The sequence below is a fragment of the Parafrankia sp. EUN1f genome, assembly GCF_000177675.1.
In the GTDB taxonomy this organism is placed as follows: Bacteria; Actinomycetota; Actinomycetes; order Frankiales; family Frankiaceae; genus Parafrankia.
In genome coordinates, this window is record NZ_ADGX01000261.1 from 1 (window position 1) to 7,466 (window position 7,466).

Annotated in this window: 8 protein-coding genes and 1 pseudogene; 5 read left to right on the plus strand and 4 right to left on the minus strand. The window is 70.4% G+C overall.

Features of this window, described 5'->3' with window-relative positions; all coding sequences use genetic code 11:
* The 3 genes from FREUN1FDRAFT_RS37160 to FREUN1FDRAFT_RS37170 all read right to left on the minus strand — a co-directional run.
* Window positions 1-555: cob(I)yrinic acid a,c-diamide adenosyltransferase (locus FREUN1FDRAFT_RS37160; RefSeq protein ID WP_006545585.1), on the minus strand; the 555-nt coding region annotated here is incomplete at its 3' end.
* A gap of 39 nt (window positions 556-594) precedes the next feature.
* Window positions 595-1,566 carry a hypothetical protein gene (locus FREUN1FDRAFT_RS37165; protein WP_006545586.1) on the minus strand — a complete coding sequence of 324 codons (972 nt, stop codon included), beginning with the start codon at window positions 1,564-1,566 and terminating at the stop codon, window positions 595-597.
* 6 nt (window positions 1,567-1,572) lie between these two features.
* A complete protein-coding gene (locus FREUN1FDRAFT_RS37170) occupies window positions 1,573-2,556 on the minus strand; it encodes a hypothetical protein (RefSeq protein ID WP_006545587.1) in 984 nt (327 codons plus the stop codon).
* 32 nt (window positions 2,557-2,588) lie between these two features.
* Between FREUN1FDRAFT_RS37170 and FREUN1FDRAFT_RS42620 the strand changes: the two genes are divergently transcribed.
* Together FREUN1FDRAFT_RS42620 and murA are read left to right on the plus strand one after the other, a co-directional pair.
* On the plus strand, window positions 2,589-3,149 hold the full coding sequence (locus FREUN1FDRAFT_RS42620; RefSeq protein WP_083828950.1) for an NUDIX domain-containing protein: 561 nt from the start codon (window positions 2,589-2,591) through the stop codon (window positions 3,147-3,149).
* A gap of 11 nt (window positions 3,150-3,160) precedes the next feature.
* Window positions 3,161-4,437 (plus strand): annotated as a pseudogene (gene murA, locus FREUN1FDRAFT_RS37180) (UDP-N-acetylglucosamine 1-carboxyvinyltransferase).
* A 205-nt stretch (window positions 4,438-4,642) separates the two neighbouring features.
* Here murA and FREUN1FDRAFT_RS37185 read toward each other — a convergent pair.
* Window positions 4,643-5,125, minus strand: a complete 483-nt coding sequence (locus FREUN1FDRAFT_RS37185; RefSeq protein WP_006545591.1) for a hypothetical protein — start codon at window positions 5,123-5,125, stop codon at window positions 4,643-4,645.
* Window positions 5,126-5,417: 292 nt separating this feature from the next.
* Between FREUN1FDRAFT_RS37185 and FREUN1FDRAFT_RS37190 the strand changes: the two genes are divergently transcribed.
* The 3 genes from FREUN1FDRAFT_RS37190 to FREUN1FDRAFT_RS37200 form a co-directional block, all read left to right on the plus strand.
* Entirely contained in the window at window positions 5,418-5,921 is a 504-nt protein-coding gene (locus FREUN1FDRAFT_RS37190) for an STAS domain-containing protein (protein ID WP_083828951.1), read from the plus strand.
* A 117-nt stretch (window positions 5,922-6,038) separates the two neighbouring features.
* Window positions 6,039-6,674 carry a hypothetical protein gene (locus FREUN1FDRAFT_RS37195; RefSeq protein WP_006545593.1) on the plus strand — a complete coding sequence of 212 codons (636 nt, stop codon included), beginning with the start codon at window positions 6,039-6,041 and terminating at the stop codon, window positions 6,672-6,674.
* Between the two features lie 295 nt (window positions 6,675-6,969).
* A partial coding sequence (locus tag FREUN1FDRAFT_RS37200; protein ID WP_006545594.1) for a methylmalonyl-CoA mutase family protein occupies window positions 6,970-7,466 on the plus strand: 497 nt, incomplete at its 3' end.

A 7,466-nucleotide genomic window follows, 5' to 3' on the forward strand; every position in this document is an offset into this window, starting at 1 on the left:
GTCGGGGTTCGCGACCCGCGACAGGATGAACAGCAGGTCCGACAGGCGGTTCAGGTAACGGGCGGGCAGCGGGTTCGTGCTGTCCGGCTCCGCCTCGAGCAGTGCCCAGCAGGACCGTTCGGCCCGACGGGCCACGGTGCGTGCCACGTGGAGAAGCGACGCGGCGGGAGTGCCCCCCGGCAGGATGAACGAGTTCAGCTTCGCCAGCGTCTCGTTGTACCGGTCGCAGGCCTCCTCCAACCGGTCGACGTACGTGTCGGTGATCCGCAGCGGTGGGTACTTCGGGTCCGCGACCACCGGGGAGCACAGGTCCGCGCCCACGTCGAACAGGTCGTTCTGCACCTGGGCGAGCGTCTCGCGCACCTCGGCGCCGAGTTCCCCGAGAGCGCCGAGATCCCCGAGGGCGAGCGCCGCCCCGATCGCCGCGTTCGTCTCGTCGACGTCCGCGTAGGCCGCCAGCCGTACCGACGTCTTCGGCACTCGCGACATGTCGCCCAGCGCCGTCGTCCCGTCGTCGCCGGTCCGGGTGTAGATCCGGGTCAGGTGCACCGCCATGCCGTCACTGTATGGGGGAGCCTGCGCGGATGCCCGCGGTTACAGGCGGCGCGACCGCGACCGCGACCCGTCCGCGGCGCCCGGGTCGAGAATCGGGTCGAGGATGGCGTGCACGACGCTCGCGTCGTCGCTGGCGCCGAATCTCGGATGGTGGACGCGGTCGGGGTCCGCCGCCTCCGCCGCGCGCAGCCGCTCCACCAGTTCGCCGGCGGCTCCGTCACGGACCGCGGCCAGCAGGGTGCCGTAGCCGTCCACCAGCCCGAACGGCTCGACCAGACGGCCGAACCCGTCCGAGCAGAGCAGAACCTCCGCGTCGCCGGTCAGCGGCACGCTCAGGCAGCGGGCGTGCGAGGCGGCGGCCGGGACGTCGCCGAGGATCCACGAGCCCGCGTCGGTGTTGCGGCGTCTGCGGTGGTCCAGCAGGGTCTCGTGGAGTCGTCCATAGGCTGTGGCCGGATCGTCGCCCCGGTCGAGACTCGCCCGGACCCGGCCGAGCAGCTCGCGCTCGACATCGTCGTACTGCGGATCCGTGAGGACCGTTGGCTGACCGCCGGGCCCGTCAGAGACGTCAGAGACGTCAGAGCTGGCGGTGCTCGCGGTGGTGGCGGGGATGGCGGGGGTGGCGAAACTGTTGAGCACGACGGGGGCGTCGCCGAGCAGGCAGACATCCAGCAGGGCGCCGCGCTGGCGGACCAGTGAGATCGCGGCGGTGGGGAATCCGGACGAGCGGGCAGTGCCCGCGTCGACCAGCCCGGCTCGCCGACCCCGCTCGATCAGGTGCTCGATGAGATCTACCAGGACGTCCCGCAGTGCCTGCCCGTCCCAGTCGACCTCGCTGAGATAGGCCCCGGCCAGTGTGCTCACCCAGGCGGGCCCGGGCAGCCCGTCGAGCAGCGGCCCGGGCTCCAGCGCCGAGGCGCCGTCGATGACCCAGGCGCCGTCCGCGCGCGATCCGCAGGTGTCCTCGTTGTGAGCCTTGAACGACCAGCTCTTGGCCACCGTGGTGCGCATCTGCCGTTACCTTCCCGCCAATACGAGTCCGACGCCGAGGAGTATCGCCCCGAGGGCCAGGGGCAACAGGCGTCGGCGTCCGCCGCTGTCGACGACGAGAACATGGAAGCCCCAGAACACAAGCAGGGTCATGCCCCCGGCGGTGGTCAGCAGACCCGCCGCAGGTCCGGGTGGCTGCCCGGCAGCGATGTTGGCCGCGGTGGTGATGAAAGCGATCACCGCTGCCAGCAGTCCCATGATCTCCAGAATCTGCGCGCGGATACGTCGCAGCTCGGACGATGCCTCGTCCTGGCCGACCCGGAGCACCTCGGCCTGCTGTGCGTGCTGGATGCGAGCCCGAATCAGCTGGTAGTCGCCGATGCGAAGCGCGTACTCGGCGCCTGAGCTGTCCTCGTCCTCGATTGCCCGCGCGATGCTGGCCCGGGCCGAGCCGTAGGCACCCCGGAGTGTGGCTATGCGCGCGTGTGTGGCGTGATAACGCGGGTAGGTGCCGTGGCTTAGGGCGATCGCCTGCCGAATCAGCCTTTCGCCCTCCAACAGAAGCTGCGGGTCGGCATCGGCGTCCGCCTCGTGGTGGTCGGCGATGATTGAGGCCGCGAGATGCAGCACTCCCGGGATCGCGGAGAGACGACGGACCGCCTCGAGCGCGAAGGTCAACGCGGCATGTCGGTTTGCTGGTTCGCTGTCGAGGGAGGAGTAGTACTCCGCCTGCATGAAATAGAACATCGGGTGCGTGCCGAACTCGGACTGGTACAGGTCTACGTTCGCCCGGTGTGTCCGATGGTCCCGCCGTCGCCAGGCGCGTGCTTGCAAGCAGTAGAAGGCATTGAATCTGACCTGTTCGGGCTGTGACATGTCGGTGAGGACCTCAGAGAGAGCGTCGTCGGTTGCACCCGGTTCCTGCAACAGGGCGCGAGCCTGGAGGCCGTACGATGCGTCTGTTTCGCGGGGCAGGGAGGCGAGACGCGCGACGAGCGCCGCTGATGTCAAGGTTGTTCAAGTTCTATTGGTAACTTTTTGGCATGCATTCTGTCAGCGTAGCCGCGGTGATCCGTCGGGGTGACGGTCGTGTGGTCTGCATTCGGCGGCGGGACAACGGGGCCTGGCAGATTCCGGGTGGGGTGCTCGAACGCGGCGAGACCTTTCACCAGGCACTTCGCCGTGAGGTTCGTGAGGAGACCGGAATGTCGGTCGAGCCGGAGCGGCTCACCGGGATCTACTTGAACCTGCCGCTGGGCGTGGTCGCGCTGGTCTTTCTCTGCCGAGAGGGGCACACCGAGGCACTGGCGGAGACGGAGGCACTGGCGGAGACCGAGGAGGCCACGGCGGTCGAGTGGCTCACGGTGGAGGAGGTCGTGCGGCGGTCGACGCCCGCGTTCGCCGTGCGGGTCACGGACGCGCTGGCGGGTCGGCAGGAGCCTGTCCTGCGCCACCATGACGGCGTTCGTCTCCTTGGTGTGGAGAGTGGTGCGTTGGACGGCGCGGGAGAAGAGGTGTCAGCGGAGGCCGGACCGGGGGTCCGATCGTGGTCCACAGCGGCCAATCCCCGGGGTTGGTCTGAAGATCCCCCGCGCAGCACCTAGCATCGGAGCCCGTGGAACGCTTCGTCGTGACAGGCGGGACCAGGCTGGTCGGCGAGGTCGCCGTTCCGGGTGCGAAGAACTCGGTGCTCAAGCTGATGGCGGCGAGCCTGCTCGCGCCCGGCCGCACCACGTTGGAGGCCGTGCCGGACATCCTCGACGTGTCGGTGATGGCGGACGTCCTGTGCGGTCTCGGTGCCAGCACGTCACGTGACCGGGATGCGGGGCGGGTCGTCATCGACGTGCCCGAGATGGTGGAGTCCACCGCACCGGCGGAGCTGGTCCGCCGGATCCGTGCGTCGGTCGCCGTGCTGGGGCCGCTGGTGGCCCGCCGCGGCGAGGCCCGGGTGGCGCTGCCGGGGGTGACGCGATCGGCTCGCGTGCGCTCGACATCCACATGAACGGCCTGGCGAAGCTGGGCGCGGTCGTGGACGTCGAGGCGGGGGCGCTGGTGGCCCGTTCGTCCGGGCGCCTGCAGGGGGCGTCGATCTGGCTGGACTTCCCCAGCGTCGGCGCGACCGAGAACCTGCTGATGGCCGGCGTGCTGGCCAAGGGCACCACGGTGATCGACAACGCCGCGCAGGAGCCCGAGATCGCGGACCTTTGCGCGCTGCTGGTGGAGATGGGCGCGCGGATCGGCGGGGTCGGCACGTCCACGCTGGTCGTCGACGGTGTCGACACGCTGAGCCCGGTGTCGCACCGCACGGTGCCGGACAGGATCGTGGCGGGCACCTGGGCGATCGGCGCGCTGATGACCGCCGGCGACGTGATGATCCACCATGGCCGCGCCGATCATCTGGGGATCGTGCTGGAGAAGCTCTGCGACGCCGGTGCCCTGGTGGAGCTGCACGCGGACGGTTTCCGGGTCAGCGCGCAGGGGCGGCCGAAGTCGATCGATGTCGTCACACTGCCGTATCCGGGCTTCCCGACCGATCTGCTGCCCCAGGTGATCGCGTTGGAGGCGATCAGCGAGGGCACGTCTCTGATCACGGAGAACGTCTTCGACAGCAGGTTCGTGTTCTGCCGCGAGCTGCACAAGCTCGGCGCGGACCTGCGCACAGACGGCCATCATGTGGTGGTCCGGCCCACCTCCCGCCTGGTGGGCGACTCCGTGCTGGCATCGGACGTCCGGGCCGGCGCGGCGCTGGTGCTGGCCGGGCTGGTCGCCGAGGGCACCACGGAGGTCCGCGACGTGCACCACATCGACCGGGGCTACGCGAACTTCGTCGAAAGCCTCACCGCGCTGGGCGCCCAGGTACGCCGCGAGCCGCCCTCGGTTGTGGCCGCCTGACGCCTGGCGGTCCGTGCCACCGTGCCCACCCGCCGCACGGCGACCCCACCGGGGATCTCGCGCCGCCGCACAGCGTCAGCGCAATTCGTGCCAATAGGTGCAAACGAGGCGCGGAGTCGCTTGGCAATCCGCAAGAGGTGAGGATTTCGGTTGTTGCAGCAGCCGAAATCCTCGCTTCTTGCTCGGAAGCAGTGGCGGCGGCGGGCTACCTGAGGTCGGCCCGTCGCAGGGCCCGCAACGCGTGCGGGACGTCGTCGGCGAAGACGAGCACGTGGGCGAGCTCGACGGGGCGGCCGTGCCGGGCCCGGGCCGTCCCGGCTGGGCCGAGGGTGGCGCGGACCCCACCGGCACCGAGCAGGGCCCGCACCTGCGCCGCCCGCTCCTTCGGCCCGGTGGCGATCGGCACGAGCAGGCCGAAGTCCTGCGGCTGCCGGGCGCCGGGCCAGGCCCGGCCCGCCCCCGAGCCACGGTTGCGGGGATGCCCACGCCGCGGCCCGCGGCGCCGGGATCTGCTGTGCCTGGATGTGCCGTCTCGTGGGCTCCTGGGCCGGGCGCTCCCGTTCCGGGGGCTGCCGGCCCGGCCGCGAGGGGCCGGACCCGATGTCAGCCGGCAGATGAAGACCAGCACGCCGATGGTGAGCAGTACCAGGGTCGGCCCGTAGAGAAAACCGAGCGCGGTGGTCTCCACGGTCGCCTCCTGGACGCGCGACGTGCCGTTGGACGATCCCGCGCAGGGCGCCGGGTCGCTGCCGCCGGGTCCATCGTCGCACCGTCGCGGGTCTGCCGGAGAGAACTTCGTCCCTGATCAGGCTGTCGCGGGGGCGGAACCGAACATCCCGGCCGTGTTGGTGGGATCATCAGTTCGAGTGGGCTCCGAGTGGTCCACTTCCGTGGTCGGATGTCCGGTTCGTGCGGGCACCTCGAGCGCGTGTCAAGGTGCCCAACGGCGGGCCCCGACAGACGTCTCGGGCAGCCGGTGCATGGGATCGGAGGCCTCGGTGGACGTGCTGTCGGCAGGTCAGGCGGTGGTGCCTCCAGGCGCCGTACGGGCGGTGGCGGCAGCCGATCGTCCCGACCTCGACCCACACCGAGCGGACCCGCACCAGGTGGACCAACACCAGGTGGACCCGCACCAGGTGGACCAACACCAGGTGGACACGCACCAGACGGTGCGGCTCACCGGGACGGTGGACGTCCGATCCGTCGGCGAGCTGCGGATCCAGCTGCACGCGGCGATCGACGCGGGGTGTGGGCCGCTGCATGTGGATGTCGGCGGCCTGGAGCTCACGGACAATGCCGGTGTCGGGGTGCTGCTGGGCGGTGCCCGGCGGGCGCGTTCGATCGGGCGTTCGCTGGTCCTGCTGGACGTACCCGCGGCGCTGTGGCCGCTGCTGGCAGCCGACCGCCTCGGGCAGCTGCTGCGGGTGCGCAGTGTGCATGAACCGCTTGTTCCGGCTGGCTCGCGAGGTACGTCACCGGAATGATCTGTTGTGAGACGGTGCGTGACTGACGGCCGCCCGTCGGAGGATGTCGAGTCGCGATAGGGCATGCTTTCCCGATAATCAGGCCGAGGCATGGCATGGTGGAGGGCAGACGCAGACATGCTGGACGTGGAGGTGCCCGCAGGGGTGGACTCAGCCAGTGGTCGCGTGGCCGGATCCGGCGCCGCGACGTGGACCGAGCGGAAGCGACCTCTTCTCGTCGCGGGCTCGTTCGTGGTCGCGATCCTGCTCGGGGTTGTTCTAGGCCTGGCCTGGGCTTCCGACGAGGCGCCGGCCACTGTCACCACCGTGACCGAACAACCCGACGATTCGATCCTCAGCCCGGAGGTCCCGGCGGTGAGCTGGGCAGCCAGCCGAGTCGAGGGCAGGCCGCACAAGGTGACGCTGTCGTCTGCCGAGCGGCAGAGTGTGCGCCTGCCGCTGCAGTGGCTCGCCGCCTGGAAGGTGCGCCAGAAGACCCCCGGCAGCACCATCCCGACCATGGACGACGTCACCATCGTCAAGGACACCCTGTTCTACGGCGCGATCGAGGGCGCAGACACCGCACATGACCAGTTCTGGGCCGTCGCCCAGACCGAGATCAAGGGCGTGCCGGATACGGAGGCGCCCGACCCGCATGTGTGGAAGCGCGTCGGCAGCGCCCCGTGGACCCTGGTCGCCCTCGGGCCCGGTGCCTGCAATTCGATTCCGGCCGAGCTGATGACGGTCCTGAGCCCGGGTATCTGCGCCTCCTGAGCCAACCGGACTGGATCTCATCGCCCGGTTCATCTCCCGCAGGCCGGTTCGGCACCGGCGCGGGCCCCGGATGTGACCTCCCCGTAGGCCAGGTCACATCCGGGGCGCGCGGGTGGCTCGGGCCGTTACTCTGCTCCGGTCGCCGGCAGCCTTCGGGCTGGCGGCGAACGATCTCTGTCCCGGCCCGGCGTCGGTGACGGCCAAGCCTGTGCTGCCCTGCCTTGTGCCGCCTGGCGCCGTCATTCCCGACCTGCCGGTTCCGGGCACCCCCCGCACGGAGCGCGAGGAGACGGCGATGACGGAGACGGCTCGGCCAGAGCGGGATCGGCCGTGGATCATCCGGACCTACGCGGGCCATTCGAGCCCGGCCGAGAGCAACGCGCTCTATCGGCGCAATCTCGCCAAGGGGCAGACGGGCCTCTCGGTGGCCTTCGACCTGCCCACCCAGACCGGGTACGACCCCGACCACGTGCTGGCGCGGGGCGAGGTCGGCAAGGTCGGCGTCCCGATCGCGCACCTGGGTGACATGAGGGCGCTGTTCGACCAGATCCCGCTGGGCAAGATGAACACGTCCATGACCATCAACGCGACGGCGATGTGGCTGCTGGCGCTCTACCAGGTGGCCGCGGAGGAGCAGGGCGCGCAGCCGGCCGAGCTGACCGGCACGACGCAGAACGACATCATCAAGGAGTACCTGTCGCGCGGGACGTACGTCTTCCCGCCCGGCCCGTCGCTGCGGCTGATCACCGACCTCGTCGCCTACACGGTGACCGAGATCCCGCGCTGGAACCC

Excerpts from the sequence above, each read along its gene's own strand:
- FREUN1FDRAFT_RS37190 (WP_083828951.1), top strand. The coding sequence starts at position 5,418 with ATGGGATCGGAGGCCTCGGTGGACGTGCTGTCGGCAGGTCAGGCGGTG.
- FREUN1FDRAFT_RS42620 (WP_083828950.1), top strand. The coding sequence starts at position 2,589 with ATGCATTCTGTCAGCGTAGCCGCGGTGATCCGTCGGGGTGACGGTCGT.
- FREUN1FDRAFT_RS37165 (WP_006545586.1), bottom strand. The coding sequence starts at position 1,566 with ATGCGCACCACGGTGGCCAAGAGCTGGTCGTTCAAGGCTCACAACGAG.
- FREUN1FDRAFT_RS37195 (WP_006545593.1), top strand. The coding sequence starts at position 6,039 with ATGCTGGACGTGGAGGTGCCCGCAGGGGTGGACTCAGCCAGTGGTCGC.